Genomic DNA, 17,745 nt, shown 5'->3' with positions numbered 1-17,745 from the left:
CGTGCAGACGTCCGTCGATTTATCCCAGATCCCACAGCCTGACATTGTCGAGGTGCCGGATTATGAAACCGTGCTGGCCGATGTTCAGGCGCTCATTGTCGCGGCAATGCCTGCACAGCAACAGGCATCGGTATCTGCTGCGCTGCAGCTGGAGTCTGAACCGATGGCCGCACTGGCGCAGGCGTTCACCTATCGCGAGATCCACCTGTTGCAACGTATCAATGAAGCCGTTCGCGCCGTACTACTGTCCAGCGCACTGAAAGCGGATCTCGATCAGGTCGCGGGTAATTTTGACACGGAACGCCTGCTGATTGCTGAAGCCACTGACGAGACGGACGCCGTATACGAAAGCGACGAAGCACTGCGCGCGCGGACATTGCTCTCATGGGCACGCCTGAGTACGGCGGGCGCCCGGAATGCCTATCACTATTTTGCGCGGGGAGCCGACGCGGATGTACTTGATGTACGCGCCTATGGCCCGGAAACACACGATCAGGAAGGGCGGGTGTTTCTCTACGTGTTGTCGCGTATCGGGGACGGCACGGCACCCCAGACACTGCTGGATAAGGTTCTCGACGCCGTGAACCCGGAGGACGTGCGCCCGATTACAGATTATGTCGCCGATTATGTCCGCTCTGCTGTGATTGTGAACTATACGGTGGTCGCCGACATTTACGTCCCGTACGGGGTGGACACTGAAATGGTGCTGGAAAAAGCCACTGCCGCACTGAACGATTACACCATTTCAGCGCACCTCATAAATGCCACCGCCGCGCGGTCCGGCATTGATGGCGCTCTGCATCAGGACGGGGTTGTTACCGTCGATTTGCATTCACCTGCCGCCGACGTCGTGGCGGGCATGGGGGAGGCGCCGTACTGCACTTCCGTTAACATTAATCTCGTGGTGATGGATTATGACCGCTAATTATCCCGTCAGTATCCTGCCACCCAACGCCACCGCCGTAGAGCGTGCCATTGACAGGGCCAGCGCTGCCGCACTGGTAAGCCTGCCTGTGCATCTGATCCGCTGGGTTAAAGATCCTGACAGTTGCCCGCTGGCGCTTCTGCCCTGGCTGGCATGGGAATATCAGGTTGATACCTGGAATATCAACTGGTCAGAGCAAAAGAAACGCGATGCGATAAAGCGTGCGCACTACATTCACCGCCATCGCGGTACGGTTGCCTCCGTCCGCCATGCCCTGGTGGACAGCCCTTTCGGTACGGACATTGTCGAATGGTTCAACCAGAATCCGAAGGGGGATCCGTACACCTTCCGCCTGAACGTACATCAGAATGATTTGCCGGTGACGGAATACGACCAGCAGGATCTGAAAATCGCAGTGCTGCGTGCCAGAAACCTGCGCAGCTGGTTTTCTGTTCACGTATTTGGCCGGCTTCAGGGCGCCTCATATGCCGCCGGGTACATGTACGCCACGGAGAAAATCATGCCGCACTTTGTCCCGCTGCAGGTGGCTTTATCCCGCTACACCCTGAACCTGGCCCCCGGCGATGCTGAAACCGTCACGGTGACCATTCTGCCAGAATATGCAGAAGACAAGACATTTACGGTGACCGCGTCTGACAGCACCATAGCGACTGCCCGGATCGGTAACGGCGCCATTGTGGTCACTGGCGTGAAGCGGGGAAGCTGCTCCGTCACAGTGACAACCGCCAACGGCGTCAGTGCGGCCATTACGGTGAAAGTGGTTGCGGTGCTTAAGTTTGTGTCGCGTATTGATAACCTCGCCAGTCCGCTTTTTTATGTGCGTCTGGATGAGGATTTTACGATTGATTACGGCGATGGCATCGACAGCCGGGATTACCAGTTTGTTAACCCCGGCGCGGTCTGGGGATGGGTTGCCACCACTCGCCCACTGGAAGTGGGCCGGGAATATACGATAACGGTTAAGAATACGGAGAGCGCCACTCTCCAGCGCGTGGAGGGTGCCATCGGCATGGCATTAAACCCCGTGCGGGAGATTATCTGCGTGACAGGAGAGAGGGACGGCCTGGATTATTTCGCGGAAGGTGCAACCAGTTTGACCATGGTTCACAAAGGGGCCTTTGCCGATCTGCCCAATATCCAGCAGTGCCGTTTCATTTTCAGGAATTGCACCTCACTGGTTGAATTGCCGGAGGGCCTTTTCTCTGGCCTGCAGGGTGCCACAGACTTCACTATGGCATTCTACGGCTGCACCGCATTGACCGTTATTCCTGACGGGCTGTTCAGCGGGTTATCTCATGTTATCTCGTTTGAATCGGTCTTTGGAAACTGCACGCTGTTGCGCAGTACAGGCAACAACACCTTCCGGGGCTGCGCTTCCGCAACACAATTCCTCAGCGCGTTTTCGAGGTGCATATCTCTGACTGATTCGGGGACCGGTGTTTTTGCCGGGTGCAGTAGCGGGTATCACTTTGGCTCCGCATTTAACGGGTGCCGTGCGCTTAAAACCCTGTCAGGTGATTTATTCAGCGATGTACCGGGCGGGCTGTTCACCGCAATTTTCCAGAACTGTATCGCTCTGGAGGCGTTACCCTCACGCTTGTTCCGCAACTGTCTGGAGGCAACTCACTTTGGCGGGGCATTCAGCGGATGTTCACAACTGGCCTCAGTGCCTGATGAGTTCTTTAAAGATTTGCCATTAGTCACGTACTTTGGCACGGTTTTCTATGGCTGCTCTTCACTGGTCACCGTTGGCAGTGCTGTTTTCTCGGGCTGTATCGGGGCACAGACATTTTCATCCGCGTTTTATAACTGTCGCATCATGGAGTCAGTAGGGGACGACATTTTCCGGGGTTGTATCAGTGCGACCTCATTTTCCAGTGTCTTCTCTGGTTGCCAGGCATTAACCGGCCTCCCGTCGTTTGCTGACTGTCGCAAGGCAACAACCTTTAGTGATGCGTTCTACAGTTGCAGAAGCCTGACAGTTATCAGAGCTGAGGCCTTTGCGGGTATGTCGTTAGTCACGACGTTCTACGAGGCATTTGCTCAGTGCACCTCACTGGCGAGTATTGGGGCCGGGGCGTTCCGCGATTGTAGCGCTCTGACCAACATACAGTACATGTTCATGGGCTGTACGTCGCTGGTGTCGCTGGCCGGTGATATCTTTGCCGGGTGCATTAAGGTCACCAGTCTGACCCACCTGTTTAATAAATGCAGCCAGCTTGCCACGGTACCTGAAACACTGTTCAGCGACATGCTCTCTCTGAAGGCGCTGGGTACGATTTTTCTGGACTGTACCGCGCTGGTAGCGGTGCCATCCGGTCTGTTTGCGGGTTGCGTCAATATCACCTCATTAACCATGACGTTTTCGGGCTGTACTGCACTGTCAGCATTACCCGCTGACCTGTTGAGGCATAACACGCTGGTGACCAGTGTCGATTCAACGTTCTACGGCTGCACCTCACTCGCAGGCATTCCGGCAGCATTATTCACATCATGCCCTCTGATCACCGCGTTTAATGCAACGTTCCAGAATACCGGCGTGGTGGAAATACCCGAAAGCCTGTTCAGCGGCAACCCCAACGTCACCGCCTATGTGCAGACCTTTAGTGGATGTAAAAATCTCCGTTCAGTGCCTGCCGGTCTGTTCGCCACCAGTATCAAAGCGACCACCATGGCCAATACGTTCGCCGGCTGTGTTGCACTGACAGAGGTCGGTGCTGGCCTGCTGAATAGCACGCCGGCCACGACAGTTGGTTACCTGTTCGACGGTTGTGCTCTGCTGCGTACAGACATTAACGCAATCTTTGATCTCAGCAGCTACCCGGACATTGTCACCACCACCGCCACATTCCGTGGATGTGCCGAGATCACTGGTAAGGGGCTGGTATTTATGGGCAAAGTGCCGAATGTTACCGCGCACTATTACACGTTTTCCAACTGCGCCAGCCTGGATGATTACGACGCATTACCGGGTAACTGGATAGCGAGCCAATTATGAAAACATTCAATCAAATCAAAACACTGATCGGATTTTGCCAGACCGATGAATTTTTCCTTGAGTATCTGCAGATGTTGCAGGCGGCGGGGGTGATTCATGTGAATGACGGCGATATTGATGCTGATGGCAAAAACATCAGCGAGGATTTTTACGATTGCCTTGCCAGTGTGTATGGCATTGAACCAGAACAGCAAACTGAGGATACGTTATGGCAACAGGACTGACACTCACAACGGCAGGCGCCGCCGAAATTGAGGCCGCGTATCAGGCCGGCGAAGTCGTTCACATTACGTCCGTCTTGATTGGGGATGGCGGAGGGGCGATTTTGCCAACCGATCCCGATGACCTGGCGGCAGTAACGGCCCTTTTTGGTCAGTTTGGCCGTGAAAGTTTTGACTCTGATTCCAGCTATGAGGGGTTTATCAGCGGTCAGATCGTCATCAACTGTCGGGATTATCCTGATAAAACTCTCAAAGAGGTGGGGCTGGTCAGTGCTAAGGGGACGCTCATCGCTTACGGCGCATACCCGGCGACCTACCTGCCGGCGCAATCTGATTCTATCATCAAAGAGATCATCCTGACTCTGGTGCTGACTCTCACACACACCGCCAGCGTGCAGCTCGTTATCGATCCGACGCTTGCCACCATAACCCAGGAGTCAGGCGATAAACGTTATCTTCGCCGGTCGCTGAATCTGTCGGATCTGTCAGATGCAGAAAAGGCGCGGGATAATCTTGAACTGGGCGATTCAGCCACGCGGGACGTCGGTACCACGGCGGGAACGGTAGCGGCAGGGGATGATTCCCGCATGACTGGCGCACTGCAGAAAGATGACAACCTTTCTGATTTAACGGACAAAGAAGAGGCCAGGGATAATCTGGGACTGGGGGATTCAGCCACGCGGGATGTTGGAACCGCTGCAGGAACGGTAGCGGCGGGGGATGATTCACGCATTACTGGCGCACTGCAAAAAGAGCAAAACCTGTCCGATCTGAGCAATCCATCAGAGGCGCTAAAGTCGCTGGGGTTGGACAGCGAGGGCGCCGGATACAAGGCCATTGTTGACGCCATTTTTTACGTTGGGATCGTCATCTCTGGTGAGAAAAGCCCGGCGACTCGCTTCCCCTGGCAGACATGGGCTGATTTAAGCGAAACCTTTGCTGACAGGGTTGTGCGGATAGGCTCTCAATACGGCGTGACCGGCGGCAGCAACAAGGTGAAAATTGAGGCTGATAACCTGCCACCGCACTGGCACCGCTCTGGTGACAGGTCACCGGGTGCGGCCTGGGACCCAGATGCTACACATGGCACGGATAACCAGAAAAACGGTCCGCTTGCGCTGACTGAGGGAACATACACTGATGCAGCAGGCCTGAAGGAATCCAGCAACAAAGCGATAGATGTGACCAACGAGTATGTCTCACTGGTTATGTGGAAACGCACAGCATAGGTAACACATTATTGTATATATTAATTTTTTGGAATGAAAGTTCGATGGATTGAAAACTAAAAAAAGTCAACTGATGTAGTCACATTTCTTAGGTAAAATTTTAATTTTAAGTAGGGCAATACTTGCAGTAGTTGCATCGAATAATTGAATTCTCACTGGTTAATCAAGGTGAGTGTTAAACTGGACGAGATTACTAAATGATATGTCAATCATAAAATCGCAATTCCCAAACTAATAACCGGGGAGTATGATTGGAAGTGTTTTAATCATCAAAGTGCGATGGGTGTACGAAACGAATTCTATACCTATGATTTAAGGAGTTGGAATGGGTAGGCATACAAGGCAGAAATTAGTATCGATAAAAATCGATAAGCTTAAAAACATTGATAATTTAGATAGTCTTACTTTTACTCCTCATCAAGTGACTGCAATTCTCGGTGCCAATTGTGTCGGCAAATCAAGTTTACTTCATGCTTTAGCGTCAAGTTTTCGACCTGATCGTAACGATTTATCAGAAACACATAAGATGAGCGAGTATTTCAAACCTAATCCCCATGCTTTATGGTCAGGTACAAGGTTCTACCTGACTTACTCTTATGTAGAAAGAAATAATCTTGATGCTGAGGTGGTTGTAACCGATGCAGTGAGTGAAAAAAGAAGTACTCGCTGGTCTCCTCGACAAGAATCTAAACCTTATCGCAGTGTTTTCTTTATAGGTATCTATACATCCACCCCTACTCTTGAATATATCAATTATATTAAAAATAAAAGTCGGACAGGTTCACAACAGGTGAAGTATGTTACAACCTTATTGACAGATGCCGATAGCATCAATATTAGAAATAAAACAGGGTTTGTTTTCAATCGAGCTTATACTGAAATATACAAGCACACTATTCAAAAATGGAATGAAGTTGTATATGGATTAGGTATCAATGGTGTTACATATTCACAAGTAAGCATGGGAGCTGGTGAACAACGAATAATTAAAATGCTTAAGGTTTTATATGAGGCGCCAGAATATTCCCTAATACTTATTGATGAGCTAGATTTATTATTGCATGAGGATGCGTTTCAGCGGCTATTACAGGTAGTGGTTGATATTTCTAGATCGCGAAACTTGCAAGTAATATTCACTACTCACAGAGAGGGTGTGTTAAAAAAATCGGATAGAATAAATATACGCTATATATATAAGACAGGTGCGCAAACTTTATGTATGCAGCAGATTACGCATGATGCAATGCTAGCCCTCACTGGTATCCTCGAAAGGCCGTTGTCTCTATTTGTTGAGGATGATTTCTCTGCCAGGATAATAAAAAAAATATGTCAGCAGCTAGGTGTTGTGAGATATGTCGATATTAGTGAGTTTGGAACTGCGCAAAATGCGTTCAGCTTGACTGCTGGGCTTATCATGACTGGGAAAGATAAAGACATGATATTATCCATAATAGATGGGGATGTGTACAGCACTTCATTAGAGAAACAGGACCAAATTGCCAAAGTTATAAACGGTACAGACGCAAGATCTCGCGAGTGGCGGGGTGATTTATTTTCAAGAATACAGCAATATGAACTTCCAGCAGGTGAAAAACCTGAGCAATTTGTACGAAATTGCATTTTGCGATTGAATCCTGCGGAATTAAACGGGATTCAATTAGATATTTACAATTCTCTTGATCGTGTACAAGCTGTGTTAAATTCGCATGATTATGTTAACGCTATTCAGCCACACTACCCTGAATCAACGGAAGTGATTATTAAAGACGTTATAGAATTATTTGCTACAACACCGGAATGGCTCGAATTTGTAAGACCCGTACGCACTGAAATCGAGTTGATGGCACGAAATGAAGGTTTGATTTGATTAAATGCAGTCAAATAGTAAAGACAGCAAGGATCATACTTGCTGTCTTTGTTGAAGTGAAGTGTGTGGGATATATATTATAAATATTGATATGGTTCTGCTTCAAAGACTTATTATCTACAGTGGAGTATGAGATTTTTTACTTTTGAACTATAGATGTTGACGTATTTTTTTAACATACAATATGTCAGTAGTATTATGCATCCATACTTCGGAATATCTGGTGATGTGTAAGGCTAAATTCGGAATGTAAAGTTAGTAAATATGTACGGAGCTGTTTTTAATGTGGTTTCAATCCCATCCGTTAAGGCTGTCATCAGATCGCACACAGAGGCACTTTAGCTGCAGGGGATAATTCACGCATTACTGACGCACTGCAAAAAGAGAAAAAATGTTCGATCTGAGCAATCCATCTGAGGCGCTGAAATCGCTTGGGCTGGACAGCTATAGAGCTGGATGCAAGGCCATTGTTGATGCTATTTTTTACGTCGGGATCATCATCTCTGGTGAACAAAGCCCAGCGACTCAGTTCCCTTGGCAGACATGGGTTGATTTAAGCGATAGGGTTGTACGGGTTGGCTCTCAACACTGTGTGGCTAGCGGCAGCAACAACGTGAAAATTGAGGCTGATAACCTGCCGCCGCACTGGCACCGTTCTGGTGACAGGTCACCGGGTGCAGCCTGGGACCCTGATGGCATACATGGTCACGGGTACGTCTGGTTTGCAGAGTATGTAGTACGTACGGGCTATACCCATTCTTGAATCAATGGCTACAAGACAGGATAATATTACACTGTAAATACATACAGATTATCTTTATGGTACACTTATCTAATGATATTAAATTCGGAGTTGGGATTGAATTTGAATGAGTAGAATCAATAAGTTAAAGGTCATTGACCTGTTTTGTGGCGCTGGCGGGTTATCGTGCGGTTTCATGAAAGGTGAAAATGGCGCTCATTTCGAAAGCGTCTTGGCCCTTGATAATGATAAGGCTGCCATCAGGACATACAATGCGAACTTTGGTGAACATGGTGTCGTAGCAAACATTGAAGAGTGGATTGCTGAAAACACCATTCCTGAGGCGGATCTTGTCATCGGTGGACCGCCGTGCCAGGGATTCAGCTTACTCAATAAGAATCGAGAAGGTGACCACCGACGAGCTCTGTGGGAACCATATATGGATATTATTGAGCGGTCTTCGGCATCAGTATTCGTAATGGAGAACGTACCTGGTCTTTTATCGAGTGATGAATTTCAGGACATTCGCGATCGTGCCGAGGGTATGGGATTTCTTCTTCTAAACCCTTCAGTCCTAAATACCGCCGATTATGGAGCCCCTCAGACTCGGAAACGAGCCATTGCGATTGGTATTAAAAAGGATCGCTTCCTGCTGGATGATATTCCTGCATTCCCGCCTGCGCCTTCGCACCGGAACCCGGACAAGGAAGGAACGTTGCCAGCGTGGCTGACGGTCCGAGATTTTATTGGTGATTTACCTGAACCAGTAGGAACAGATATCAGAGACGTTCCTTCTCCACTGGATCTGCACTTTGGCAGGAACCCGACCCCCATTTCCCAGGAACGTTATCGCGCGGTACCGGTAGGGGGTAATAGATTTGATTTGCAAAAGAATAGACCTGATATCACACCAGCATGCTGGATCAAAAAAACTTCAGGTGGGACAGATCTGTTTGGCCGGTTATGGTGGGAGCGCCCTTCGGTTACTATCCGTACAGAGTTCTTTAAGCCCGAGAAGGGACGTTATCTTCATCCGGAAGAGCATCGTCCCATAACTCATCGTGAAGCCGCTCGGCTGATGAGTTTTCCGGATGACTTTACTTTTGTAGGGACAAAAACTGAAATCGCTAGGCAGATTGGTAACGCAGTTCCTCCGTTGTTTGCACAAAAAATTGCATCCTATGTTCTTAATTTAATGGAATATTTGATTAAAAATGGCGAGAAGATCGAAGAAGAGCGAACCGGAAACGCTGCGTAAACAGCTTCTGGAGTTAATTACGGACTTTGAGCATAAGCTCACGGACGACTCTCTCAGGGAACAAGTACTGACGCTTGTTCCTGCCAATCATTTATTACGTGATTTAGGCAGTTCCCTGCTTAATGAGGAGAACTGTAATTCTGCCCGTGATCGGATCATGGCGTATTTGCTTAAATATCCCGGCATCGTCATCCATGGTGACGAGCTCATGGTGGTCGCGGGCATCAGTGAATATGCCCGTAGAATCAGGGAACTACGTGTTCAGTTCGGCTGGTCCGTGCTGAGTGGAACCACTCTCAGGGAAATGATTGAACAACAGGAAGTGACGCTGGAGGAACTTCAGGCCGACTCATTGAGCGTTCTTAAAACTGATGTTTATGCGCTGATGACCACGGAGCAGGACAAAGAGGCTGCGTGGCGTTGGAATGAAGCTAATGTTCTTAGGCGCAGTAAAATCTCCACAAAAGATAAAATTCTCTCTCATCTGCGTAAGAATGTCGGTCGTCCTGTTACGGGTGAAGAGCTACGATATCTGGCCAATGACAGTAAGGAATGGGCCCGGCGTACACGTGAGCTTCGTACTGAAGATGGTTGGCCAATTGCGACCAAAAACTCAGGTAGACCAGAGCTGGAAGTAGGTGCCTATTTATTGGAAGAAGATCGACAGGCTGAGGTACATGACCGCAAAATCCCTGATCCGGTCCGTGTAGCTGTGCTTGAACGTGATCATCATGCCTGCAGAAACTGTGGGTGGTCCCATGCGCGTAAAACAGCAAATGACCCAAGAACTTTCCTCGAACTACATCACATCGAGCATCATGCAGACGGCGGTGAAAATACCCTGGATAACTTAATTACTCTCTGCAATGTGTGCCATGATGATGTCCATCGTCGGCATATTTCCCAGGAGTATCTACTAAATCTGTTGAAGCTATGACACAGATGAATAGGTATCAGTGACATTGTCTTCTTCTTTGTGAGTTCAACGAATCTCTGCAAATCTATCCTTAAACGAGCGTATCGCGTGCTGTATTTAAAGCAATTTCAGTGTCCTCTCTAAGGGTTGCTATCAGTTCACTAACAGAGGAACTTTGCAGCCGCTCCCGGATATCTTCATCGACCCGCTGCAGCGAGAGTGTGAACTCAATTTTTCTCGCTTTACCATAGCGATCAAACTCCTGATGCGTTTCCTGCAATCCCGTAATGACATACATCCCGTAGATGGAGCCGACACCATCGATCAGCGGCCAGGCAAGCCCGGTGTATGCCATAGTGGAGACAGCGCCTAACGACAGATTTCCGCCGGTAATTTCGGGATACAGCAACCCGCCCAGCGTCAGCTGGTTCTCACCGGCGCCAACGTACTGCCATTTTGCGCTACGGCCCACGCGATCATTCTTGACGTGCCGCCAGTTGCGGGATAGCTGCAATTGCTGATAGGGCAATGTCCTGAGTTCAAAAACAAAAAGTCCGAATACCATCATCATAGCTATAACTCCTGTTAATCATGGTCCCGGAATGAACCCCGGGTAGCACGTTGCTGTTTATCTAACTCAGTGCGGACCGCCTCGCCGACAAGTAGAGCCAGTTCGCGCGGATTGTCATTCTTGATGCCGTGCAAATGGACGTGAATCTCACCGGAAAAACCATCAGCCGGCACTGCAGCTGCCGGGCGCCTGATTTCATTTCGGCGGACTGGCTGCCTGGCGGGGACCTGCTTAATCAATGGCTCTCCGGCAGCAATAACCGGGCGAGCACTAACAGGTTGCTGGACAAGTCGCGATTCCTGCCACTCACCTCGTACTGCCAGAGCGGGGGGCAGGTTTTTGAATACGATATCCCCAGGTCCGACGCGCTTGCGTTTTTCCTCATCCAGAAGGCCTTTTGTGTTATCTGCAATCTGGCCCAGACGTCGCTCTGTTCCTGATTCACCTCCCAGAATATTAGGCGCAGGATTCTCAGTTTTTCCCACTGGCTTTTCGGGTGACCACGTCCATTCCTTTTTAACCATGCGTCCGGATTTTTCATCCCACACCCACATGACCGGGATAGCCCGGATCCTGGCCGCTTCCAGCCTGGCTCTTTCAATGCCATCAGGGATAAGATCGAGTTTCTCCAGCAGCCAGCCGACACCTTCCATTAATTTCTGAAGCGGCCACAGCAGCACGCTAAGAGCTGTTCCCAGCACCTTGCCAAAGGTCTCACCCGCGCTGGCGCACTTATTGAGTGTTTCGCGACTCTCTTCAACGGGGGTCAGTAATTTCCTGAACCAGTCCCAGACCTTTTGGACACCGTCTCCAATGACGCCGAAAACGGGAGACAGCCGGGAAAATGCAACTCGTACGGGTGCCAGTCCCTGGACCACACCGGTAAAAAAGCCGCTAAAGAAAGCTTTAATCGGTCCCCAGTATTTCCAGATCAGTACCCCAGCCGCCACGAACGCAGCACCCAGCAGACCGATCGGACTCAGCAACAATGACAATCCGCCACCCAGCGCAGTGATCCCCACTTTAATCACGCCAAACAGAGCGGGCAGACCGGTCAGTCGCAGTGCCAGCCCCGAAATCCCTTTTAGCAGGGAACCTATTGCAGCACCCGGAGAGGCAAACGCACCCAGCAATGCACCACGCAGGGGTGCCATCACTCCTGTTAAAATGCTGACGCGCCCAGCCAGACCATTGAGAAAAACACCCCAGCCACTGAGCTTTGTCAGAGAGCTGCCGCCCACCGTGGTCAGTAATCGGAACGCCGAAACGACCCCGCCAATGCCACTCCCACCCGACAGCAGCGCAAAGCCCAGCCTGAGTTTTGCAATTGGCCCAATAAGCAGGCCTGCAGCCAGTGACAACCCACCAATGGCGGCAGTCAACGCCAGCGCGGTACCGCCGGCCAGTAACAATGTCCGTGTGAGTCGGGGATTTTCTTCTACCCAGCTTTTAATATTGCCAATAACGCGGCTAAGCCCCTGTGTCAGACTGCGTAATGGACCGTCCACAGTCTCTGCCACAGCGATGCGAAACGCCTCCCAGGCGCTGTCCAGCTCTTTCAGATCACCGCCAAGGTTGTCTTTCTTCTTGTTGGCGACGGCAAGCGCTTCCTGGTTCTTATGTGCTTCCGCGATTTGCTCATAGAGTGACTGGAGATAACCATCTCCTGCACCGTTAACCAGTGACTGAAGGCTGGCAAAGCCTTCCTCTCCGGCGATATCTTTGAAAAAAGAAATTTGATCCACATCGCCGAAGCGGGAGACGCGTTTTTGTAGATCCAGAAGGATATCGAACGGGCGACGCATTTTGCCGCTTGCGTCGGCTGTTGCTACTCCCAGTTCCTTAAGCGCCTTCTTTGCTGCCGTTGTGGGGGAGGCCAGTCGGGAGAGTGAACGACGCATTGCCGTACCGGCTTCACTACCGCGGATGCCCACTCGAGCCAGTGTACCGGTCATGGCTGCAGCTTCTTCCAGGCTGATCCCAAGACCAGCAGCCACCGGCCCGACAACTTTCATGGTTTCGCCGAGGCTGCTTAGTGTGGTGTTAGTTCGGGTGAATGTGCCTGTCAGTACATCGCTGACACGGTCCATTTCTCCGGCGTTGAGGGCGAACTGAGAGAGAATATTTGAACCAATATCTGCCGTTTCCCCCAGCTCCATGCTGCCCGCCAGTGCCATGTTAAGCACGCCTGGCAGGGCGTCACGAATAGCTTCAGGGGGGAAGCCAGCCATTGCCAGGAAGGCCTGGCCGCTGGCTGCATCGCGGGTCGTGAAGGCGGTTTCTGCACCGAGTTTTTTGGCCTGATCGCGCAGGGCGGCCAGCTGTGAATCACCCTTATCAAGCCGCGTCAGAGCCTGAACGTTTGACATTTCCTCATCGAAACCCACTGCCGGCGACAGAAAACGCCCGGCACCGTACCCGGCCGCTGTAGCCGTAGCGACTGCCATCGCCCCACCGGATCGCAACTTACCGGCGGTCTGCTGCGCGCCTTCATAGCGTTTGCGGGCCAGGGTCACCGCAGCCAGCTGGTGCTTTTCCCGTTCAAGCGACTGACTGAGCTGATCGGTACGGCGTATCGCATTCCCGATAGTGGCGCTACTGCCGGAAAGCATCACGCCATGTTGACGTAACGCCGATGCGCTCTCTCGAAGACGGGCGACTTCCGTCACTCGTTTTGCGGTCAGTCGCTCGAGACGTTCACCCAGCCGGGTCATCAGTACCTGCTGTTTTTCCGTCAGCGTTCCGTTTTTGCGTTGCGCTTCAGACAGTCCCTCGAAACGAGTGCGCGCACGTGAGATGGAGCGATCGGTTTTGCCGACGGCAGCGGCCATGCGCTGAAAGGTGGCGCTGCTTTTATCGAGGCCCTTTAGAGTGGACTGGGTTGTTCTGAGGGAGTTGGAAAGACCGCCCGCACTCTGGCGGGCAGCGTTAACGGGGCGGGTAAATCTGTCGATCGCGCTGAAGGCGACGCGAATATCAAGATTCTTCATCACTGGCACCACTTCGAAGCGCCGCCCGCTTGCGCCAGGCTATCACCTCGCCAAGATCCATGCCGAAAACCTCAGAGGGCGGCCAGTTAAAAATAACGGCAATATCCGCAACCAGATCGTCAATCTGGTCAAATGCAACGGTGATTACGCGTTCTCCGTCTCCGCCCCGTTCGACGCCCCAGGCTCCGGCGGATTCAAGAAAGGGATCAGTAACTCCGCCAGCCCGATAAAGTCCAGGGTGTGCATCTCGTTAATCTCTTTTTGCGTCAGCGCAGGGGCGGTGACTCGTGTTAACAGCGTTGCGATGGAGTCTGCATCCATATTGGCAACCCGGATAAGGTTCAGACCACGCAACGAGCCGGCCTGGCTGATCGCACCGGTGATTTCTACCTGGTTAATCTCACTGTCTTTACGCACTACTGGCTGAGTCAGCGTGAAAATATTTTTCGCTTTTTTTGTCATCTCTGATATCTCCGGACGGCATTATCGCCGCCCCTGAAAGGTGATTAATTGCCCATGCCCAGGGCGGAAGTGATGCGGTCCGGGATCATGTTCTGACCGTTCTTTTTGTAGATGAAGTTCAGCAGGTCGATTTCGATGATGGGTTGATCATCAATCGAGAACTTGTAATAGGTGGATTTAAACGTGTAGCTTTCCTCCGTATCTTCCCCCTGTTTCGAATCTCCGCCGTCGAGTTCAGTAAACCGCCCGCGTAGTTCAACCTCCACAAGCTGGCTCTCACCATCCGTGTAGTATTCGCCCGCAAAGCGCAGCCGCGTGCCGTCAATTTCCGCACCGTATTCAAGAAACAGAGCCTTGATAACACCACCAAAAACAATCGTGGAGTCCAGCGCACCCGCATCAAAACCGAGATCAACCCCGACCGCACCCAGCATGCCGCCGCCCTGATAATCCTCGATTTTTCGTGACAGTTTGGGCCGGGTGAAGGAGGTCACTTTGCCCAGGTAGTTATCACCATTAACGAAGCAGCTAAAAAGCCGCAGTTTATGAGGAACTGCCATTATTCACCCCCAAGCGACGCGAACGCCGGTTCGTAAAAATCATCGGTAAATGTCTGGTAGAGCGTCAGATCTTCGAGCGGCGGGACCGGGCTATAGCTGTAGCGAACAATCAGCTTACCCTGACGTAAATCCGTGGTGCCGTTGTCCAGCGTGTCATACCAGCAGTCAGCGCCGATAAGCTGGCCTGCAGTGACTTTTTTGTTGAGTGCTGCGCGGATGCCACTTACTACGTCTTTCACGTTGGCTGGAGTCAGTGGATCATCAACAGAGGTAAACTGGGCTTCTGCAATACTGTCCGCCAGGATCTGTGCGGTACGGGTAAACACCTCGAAGGTGTAGATTTCGGTGTCGGTGGTACGGTTACCCCAGAAACGGAATCCGTCGCGCTTGATAAGCGTCGTGATCTCATTATTGTTCAGCTCGTTGGCGTCACTGTCTTCTGCCTGTAATGCCCAGAAAACATCCTTCGAAATACCCAGTACGTTATTCACTACTACGTTCGACAGTGATTTATGCCAGCCCTGGCTGTTATCGATGGCTGCACGTAACCCACAGGCATAAGCCGGTGCGGGAAACGTTTCATTGTCATCGGTCACCGGGTTGTAGGCGATCCAGTCCGGCCAGATCAGCATGAGTTCGCGATAAGCAAAAGTTGTCCGATAGGCTTTAGCTTCTGCCACGGTGTTGCATCCCTGACAACTGGCATAAACAAAAGCACGCAGATTCTGGGCAATCACGCAAAGCTGTGCTGTCACCTCTGCAGTGTCATAGTCCGGTACCGCCAGGATGCGCGGACGATAGCCGGTTTTAGCTTCCGCCGTCAGCAGGGCATACATGCCGGTATAGCTGTCACCATCCGTCCCGCCAATAATGGCCTGAGACTGGCCGGCGCCGTTACCGGCAGCCTCTTTCACCCGGACTACCACGACGCGCGGGCTGCACTGATCGGAAATGGCTTTAAGGGTTTTGTAGAGGGAGCCGGTCTGCCCGGCTTTACCTAACGCATTTCGCACCCGCGTCAGTAAAACTGGTGTATTCAGTGGGAAAGTGTCGGGATCGGCGTCATCAGCAATCGCGACAATACCGATCACGCTGGAATCAATGTCATTGATTGCCCGCTGCAGGTCAGTAGTTTCGCGTGAGCGGACGCCATGAAAACGAGTTTCAGACATATGTTCACCATCATGTTGCTCTTTGAGTTCAGGGCAATATTCAACGTTCGGCCCGTCGCCGTCGCGTGCTTACCGGTCTGCCCGTTCGCTGACAACAAAAAGGGATTCAGCCCCGCGCGCGGGCGTGGAATCATCAGCAAAAAACGGGGGTGTTATGGCGATTGCAGACACACTAAAAACAGCGGCGGAGACGTATGCAGAAACGTTACGTGATGCAGTAAAAAAGCCTGATTTTAGTATCACGCTGGGTGGGGTTGTGCTCACCGAGCTGGCCGGGCGCATTACGGCGCTCACCATCACGGATAACAACGGTTTTGATGCTGACCAGTTAACGCTGTCAATCGATGACGCTGACGGGATGACGGAGCTGCCGCCCCGTGGCGCAGAGCTTGCGGTATCTATCGGCTGGATGGGAGAGGCGTTGATCTACAAAGGCCTGTACACCGTTGATGAGGTGGGACATAGCGGGCCGCCGGATGTTATCGACATTACTGCGCACAGCGCTGATTTTCGCGAAGAGATGAACGTAAGGCGTGAAGTGTCCTGGCATGACGTGACGGTAGAGCGTGTCGTGTCGGCCATTGCCCGGCGCTACACCCTGAAACCGATGATCAGCGAGGCCCTGATCGACATTGAGATCGACCATGCAGATCAGACCGAAGAAAGCGACATGTCCTTTTTAACCCGTATGGCCGACATGCTGGGGGCAATTGCCACCGTGAAAAATGGCTGTCTGTTGTTTATCCTGCCCGGAGGTGGTTTCAGTGCATCTGGCAGAGCGCTGCCCTCTGCTGACATCACCCGCGCCAGCGGAGATCGCCACCGTTTCCGCATTGCCGATCGAGATGCTTACACTGGTGTGCGGGCGTACTGGCTGGATCTTAACTTTGGGAAGAAAAAGCCGGTTAAGGTGACCCGACGCAAAACCAGCGCCGCCAGGGAAAAAACGCAGGAGAAAAGCAGTCGCCCGGAAGGGGATTATATGGAAGGCGCAGAGGGCAATGTGTACGTACTGCGTAAAACCTACCAGAACGAAACAGCCGCTAAGCGCGCAGCGGCAGCGAAGTGGATACAGCTGCAGAAAGGGGCTGCACAGTTTTCAATTACCCTGGCGCGTGGACGCGCTGATTTATATCCGGGGATGCATCTGACCGTGTCGGGTTTTAAGGCAGAAATAGACTCACAGGACTGGATTATTGCCAGGGCAGAACATGACATCGGTGATAACGGGTTTACGACACAAATGGAGCTTGAGGCGAAAATAAGCGACTGGATTGCAGAAACTGAACAGTAACGTTCATAATAGGCATGAGTTCAACTCCCTATGGGAGATCATCATGTTTGTTTGCCCATACTGCGGCGCCAATGCCCGCACCCGCACTAGCCGCCGGTTAAGCGAGTTCACCATCCGGCAATACCATCAATGCCAGAATCTCGAATGCAGCGAGTCATTCACGACGCTGAACACCGTAGAGCGCAGAGTGACTAAGCGTTCGACCAGTTCAGAACCCTTGCCACCAGGCTTCATTCCTGGCGATGCTTTCCCGGCTTCTCACTACGGGAACAGCCAACTTACTCTCGCGGTATAAAAATAGCCCCCTGAAGAGGGGGCTATTCTTGTAAATGTGGTCAATGTGGTCGAAGTGTGGACAATCACTGAAATAAATCCTTTTATTTCACTTTGTTAACGCCCAAAAAAAAGCCCCGTCGGGGGCGACGGGGAAAAACTCATTGATTATGGAATGATCTGTTCTCTGGTCAGTTCGAGAACAAGGCTACTCTACCGGGCAAAAGTGTAGGTAAAATGGAGAAA

The 17,745-nt window shown here is 51.4% G+C and carries 16 protein-coding genes; 10 read left to right on the top strand and 6 right to left on the bottom strand.

What is annotated here, in order from left to right:
• Position 1: 1 nt before the first annotated feature.
• From ACMYSN_RS04265 to ACMYSN_RS04230, 8 genes are all read left to right on the top strand, one after another.
• Positions 2–925, top strand: a complete 924-nt coding sequence (locus ACMYSN_RS04265) for a baseplate assembly protein (RefSeq protein ID WP_462497130.1) — start codon at positions 2–4, stop codon at positions 923–925.
• Entirely contained in the window at positions 915–3,944 is a 3,030-nt protein-coding gene (locus ACMYSN_RS04260) for a phage tail protein I (RefSeq protein WP_462497129.1), read from the top strand. Before ACMYSN_RS04265 ends, ACMYSN_RS04260 begins: the two co-directional genes overlap by 11 nt.
• On the top strand, positions 3,941–4,168 hold the full coding sequence (locus ACMYSN_RS04255; protein WP_174508966.1) for a hypothetical protein: 228 nt from the start codon (positions 3,941–3,943) through the stop codon (positions 4,166–4,168). Before ACMYSN_RS04260 ends, ACMYSN_RS04255 begins: the two co-directional genes overlap by 4 nt.
• Positions 4,153–5,394: a phage tail protein gene (locus tag ACMYSN_RS04250; RefSeq protein ID WP_462497128.1), complete on the top strand. Its 1,242-nt coding sequence runs from the start codon at positions 4,153–4,155 to the stop codon at positions 5,392–5,394. The genes ACMYSN_RS04255 and ACMYSN_RS04250 overlap by 16 nt, the downstream gene beginning before the upstream one ends.
• Positions 5,395–5,719: 325 nt before the next feature.
• Entirely contained in the window at positions 5,720–7,261 is a 1,542-nt protein-coding gene (locus ACMYSN_RS04245; RefSeq protein WP_462497127.1) for an AAA family ATPase, read from the top strand.
• Between the two features lie 391 nt (positions 7,262–7,652).
• Entirely contained in the window at positions 7,653–8,024 is a 372-nt protein-coding gene (locus ACMYSN_RS04240) for a hypothetical protein (RefSeq protein ID WP_462497126.1), read from the top strand.
• Positions 8,025–8,130: 106 nt separating this feature from the next.
• On the top strand, positions 8,131–9,261 hold the full coding sequence (locus tag ACMYSN_RS04235) for a DNA cytosine methyltransferase (RefSeq protein WP_462497125.1): 1,131 nt from the start codon (positions 8,131–8,133) through the stop codon (positions 9,259–9,261).
• Positions 9,218–10,198: an HNH endonuclease gene (locus tag ACMYSN_RS04230; RefSeq protein ID WP_462497124.1), complete on the top strand. Its 981-nt coding sequence runs from the start codon at positions 9,218–9,220 to the stop codon at positions 10,196–10,198. The genes ACMYSN_RS04235 and ACMYSN_RS04230 overlap by 44 nt, the downstream gene beginning before the upstream one ends.
• Positions 10,199–10,268: 70 nt before the next feature.
• On the opposite strand, the gene ACMYSN_RS04225 is transcribed toward ACMYSN_RS04230, so the two are convergent.
• Genes ACMYSN_RS04225 through ACMYSN_RS04200 form a run of 6 tightly spaced genes read right to left on the bottom strand, consistent with a single transcriptional unit; the run spans position 10,269 to position 15,932 of the window.
• Positions 10,269–10,748 (bottom strand): phage tail protein, encoded by a 480-nt coding sequence (locus ACMYSN_RS04225; RefSeq protein ID WP_462497123.1) that lies wholly within the window; start codon positions 10,746–10,748, stop codon positions 10,269–10,271.
• Between the two features lie 14 nt (positions 10,749–10,762).
• Positions 10,763–13,738 carry a phage tail tape measure protein gene (locus ACMYSN_RS04220; protein WP_462497122.1) on the bottom strand — a complete coding sequence of 992 codons (2,976 nt, stop codon included), beginning with the start codon at positions 13,736–13,738 and terminating at the stop codon, positions 10,763–10,765.
• Positions 13,725–13,883, bottom strand: coding sequence for a GpE family phage tail protein (locus ACMYSN_RS04215; protein ID WP_032440702.1), 159 nt, complete (start codon positions 13,881–13,883; stop codon positions 13,725–13,727). Before ACMYSN_RS04215 ends, ACMYSN_RS04220 begins: the two co-directional genes overlap by 14 nt.
• A complete protein-coding gene (locus ACMYSN_RS04210) occupies positions 13,883–14,200 on the bottom strand; it encodes a phage tail assembly protein (RefSeq protein ID WP_433903898.1) in 318 nt (105 codons plus the stop codon). The genes ACMYSN_RS04215 and ACMYSN_RS04210 overlap by 1 nt, the downstream gene beginning before the upstream one ends.
• A 44-nt stretch (positions 14,201–14,244) precedes the next feature.
• Positions 14,245–14,760 (bottom strand): phage major tail tube protein, encoded by a 516-nt coding sequence (locus ACMYSN_RS04205; RefSeq protein WP_462497121.1) that lies wholly within the window; start codon positions 14,758–14,760, stop codon positions 14,245–14,247.
• Complete coding sequence (locus tag ACMYSN_RS04200; RefSeq protein WP_462497120.1) at positions 14,760–15,932, bottom strand: phage tail sheath protein; 1,173 nt, start codon at positions 15,930–15,932, stop codon at positions 14,760–14,762. Before ACMYSN_RS04200 ends, ACMYSN_RS04205 begins: the two co-directional genes overlap by 1 nt.
• Before the next feature lie 154 nt (positions 15,933–16,086).
• Here ACMYSN_RS04200 and ACMYSN_RS04195 point away from each other — a divergent pair, with 154 nt between their 5' ends.
• Positions 16,087–17,226 carry a phage late control D family protein gene (locus tag ACMYSN_RS04195; protein WP_462497119.1) on the top strand — a complete coding sequence of 380 codons (1,140 nt, stop codon included), beginning with the start codon at positions 16,087–16,089 and terminating at the stop codon, positions 17,224–17,226.
• A gap of 43 nt (positions 17,227–17,269) precedes the next feature.
• The gene (locus tag ACMYSN_RS04190) at positions 17,270–17,521 is read left to right on the top strand and encodes an Ogr/Delta-like zinc finger protein (protein WP_462497118.1); all 252 of its coding nucleotides are present in this window, start codon (positions 17,270–17,272) and stop codon (positions 17,519–17,521) included.
• Positions 17,522–17,745: the final 224 nt, after the last annotated feature.

Origin of the sequence: Klebsiella sp. R445, assembly GCF_051131755.1 — a bacterium.
GTDB classification, from domain to species: Bacteria; Pseudomonadota; Gammaproteobacteria; order Enterobacterales; family Enterobacteriaceae; genus Klebsiella; species Klebsiella lignicola.
This window is presented reverse-complemented; position numbering and strand designations above follow the sequence as displayed.

Bases quoted from the DNA above. Each gene is read 5' to 3' on its own strand.
- ACMYSN_RS04220 (WP_462497122.1), bottom strand. From the start codon at position 13,738: ATGAAGAATCTTGATATTCGCGTCGCCTTCAGCGCGATCGACAGATTT.
- ACMYSN_RS04225 (WP_462497123.1), bottom strand. From the start codon at position 10,748: ATGATGATGGTATTCGGACTTTTTGTTTTTGAACTCAGGACATTGCCC.
- ACMYSN_RS04245 (WP_462497127.1), top strand. From the start codon at position 5,720: ATGGGTAGGCATACAAGGCAGAAATTAGTATCGATAAAAATCGATAAG.
- ACMYSN_RS04205 (WP_462497121.1), bottom strand. From the start codon at position 14,760: ATGGCAGTTCCTCATAAACTGCGGCTTTTTAGCTGCTTCGTTAATGGT.
- ACMYSN_RS04255 (WP_174508966.1), top strand. From the start codon at position 3,941: ATGAAAACATTCAATCAAATCAAAACACTGATCGGATTTTGCCAGACC.
- ACMYSN_RS04240 (WP_462497126.1), top strand. From the start codon at position 7,653: ATGTTCGATCTGAGCAATCCATCTGAGGCGCTGAAATCGCTTGGGCTG.
- ACMYSN_RS04195 (WP_462497119.1), top strand. From the start codon at position 16,087: ATGGCGATTGCAGACACACTAAAAACAGCGGCGGAGACGTATGCAGAA.
- ACMYSN_RS04260 (WP_462497129.1), top strand. From the start codon at position 915: ATGACCGCTAATTATCCCGTCAGTATCCTGCCACCCAACGCCACCGCC.
- ACMYSN_RS04235 (WP_462497125.1), top strand. From the start codon at position 8,131: ATGAGTAGAATCAATAAGTTAAAGGTCATTGACCTGTTTTGTGGCGCT.
- ACMYSN_RS04250 (WP_462497128.1), top strand. From the start codon at position 4,153: ATGGCAACAGGACTGACACTCACAACGGCAGGCGCCGCCGAAATTGAG.
- ACMYSN_RS04190 (WP_462497118.1), top strand. From the start codon at position 17,270: ATGTTTGTTTGCCCATACTGCGGCGCCAATGCCCGCACCCGCACTAGC.
- ACMYSN_RS04230 (WP_462497124.1), top strand. From the start codon at position 9,218: ATGGCGAGAAGATCGAAGAAGAGCGAACCGGAAACGCTGCGTAAACAG.
- ACMYSN_RS04210 (WP_433903898.1), bottom strand. From the start codon at position 14,200: ATGACAAAAAAAGCGAAAAATATTTTCACGCTGACTCAGCCAGTAGTG.
- ACMYSN_RS04200 (WP_462497120.1), bottom strand. From the start codon at position 15,932: ATGTCTGAAACTCGTTTTCATGGCGTCCGCTCACGCGAAACTACTGAC.